General features: G+C 63.7%; 1 protein-coding gene and 2 pseudogenes. All 3 read left to right on the top strand.

Features of this window, described 5'->3' with window-relative positions:
* Window positions 1-339 (top strand): annotated as a pseudogene (locus BMY22_RS23420) (zinc-binding alcohol dehydrogenase family protein); the annotation flags it as partial.
* A 324-nt stretch (window positions 340-663) separates the two neighbouring features.
* On the top strand, window positions 664-903 hold the full coding sequence (locus BMY22_RS23415) for a ribbon-helix-helix domain-containing protein (protein ID WP_090625727.1): 240 nt from the start codon (window positions 664-666) through the stop codon (window positions 901-903).
* A pseudogene (locus tag BMY22_RS23410) lies at window positions 903-1,275 on the top strand (putative toxin-antitoxin system toxin component, PIN family); the annotation flags it as partial. The gene BMY22_RS23415 and the pseudogene BMY22_RS23410, both read left to right, overlap by 1 nt.

Raw genomic sequence — 1,275 nt, 5'->3', positions numbered from 1 at the left:
GCGCAGGTGATCTTCGATACCACCGGCTTTTGGCTCGCCGCCGCGGTCCCGGCGCTGGCGACCTTTGGCCGCGTCGCGATTATCGCGGCGCCGGTCGACGGCCAGGTGCAGTTGCCCGCGCTGGACCTGTATCGCCGCGGCGGCTCGGTGGTGGGCATCAACTCGCTGCTCTACGGCTGCGCCGAATGTGCACGGATGCTGGAACGCTTCGGCCGGCACTTCGACGACGGCACACTGCCTGCTCCGGAGGGGTTGATCGAGTCCCCCCTCGCCGAGGGTCTGGCGCGTTATGCCGACATCGACGAAGGGCGCAGCGAGAAGGTGATCCTGATTCCCTGAACCGGACCGGTTGGCGTTCGCCGCTTTGCAGGCCCGGCGCGGGCGCTTACCGAACGGGGTGTCGAAGCCCCTCTCCTGGACAGGCAGGGGGGCGTCTTGGTAAAGCACGCTAAGGAATGCTCGATCCAGCAGCGGCGCGGCTTTGCGCTTGGCTGTGGCCGCAGGAAGCTCCGTCATGACCGTTTTCGAAACTCGAGGTGACCAACGCTGGCTGCGGGCTGCTTTCTCGCGACGGCCTCTCGAAAAGGATCGTTTTGTCGGTCCGTTGCAGGGCTACCCACTAAAGGCGTATAAACACATAAACACCTATACACGGGGAACGCCATGAGTACCGTCCGTTGGAATGTTGCCGTCTCGGCCGACACCGACCAGTCCCTTCGCATGTTCCTGGCCAGCCAGGGCGGAGGCCGAAAGGGCGATCTGTCGCGCTTCATCGAAGAGGCGGTACGCGCCCATATCCTGGAACTGACCGCCGAACAGGCCAAGGCGGCCAATACCCATGTGAGTGAAGAGGCGCTGACGGCGATGGTCGATGAAGCCCTCGACTGGGCGCGCAAACGCTGATGCGGGTCGTGTTGGATACCAACATCCTGTTCAGTGCCCTGATTTCACCGCATGGAGCACCCGACGTGATCTATCGGGCCTGGCGGGCCGCGCGTTTCGAGGTGGTCACCTCGCGGATGCAGCTCGACGAGATCCGCCGAGCCAGCCTCTATCCCAAGCTCCAAGCCGTTCTTCAGCCCGCCAAGGTAGGCACCATGATCAACAACCTGCAACGCGCCGTGGTTTTGGAACGCCTGGATATCCAGGACGAAGCCAACGACCCGGACGATTGCAGGTGAAGCGGATTACCTGGTGACCGGGGATCGCCGCGCCGGCCTGTTACAACGCGGGCATATCGAGCGCACCCGCATCGTCACACCGGCCGTGTTTTGC

The sequence above is a fragment of the Azotobacter beijerinckii genome, from assembly GCF_900110885.1.
In the GTDB taxonomy this organism is placed as follows: Bacteria; Pseudomonadota; Gammaproteobacteria; order Pseudomonadales; family Pseudomonadaceae; genus Azotobacter; species Azotobacter beijerinckii.
This window is presented reverse-complemented; position numbering and strand designations above follow the sequence as displayed.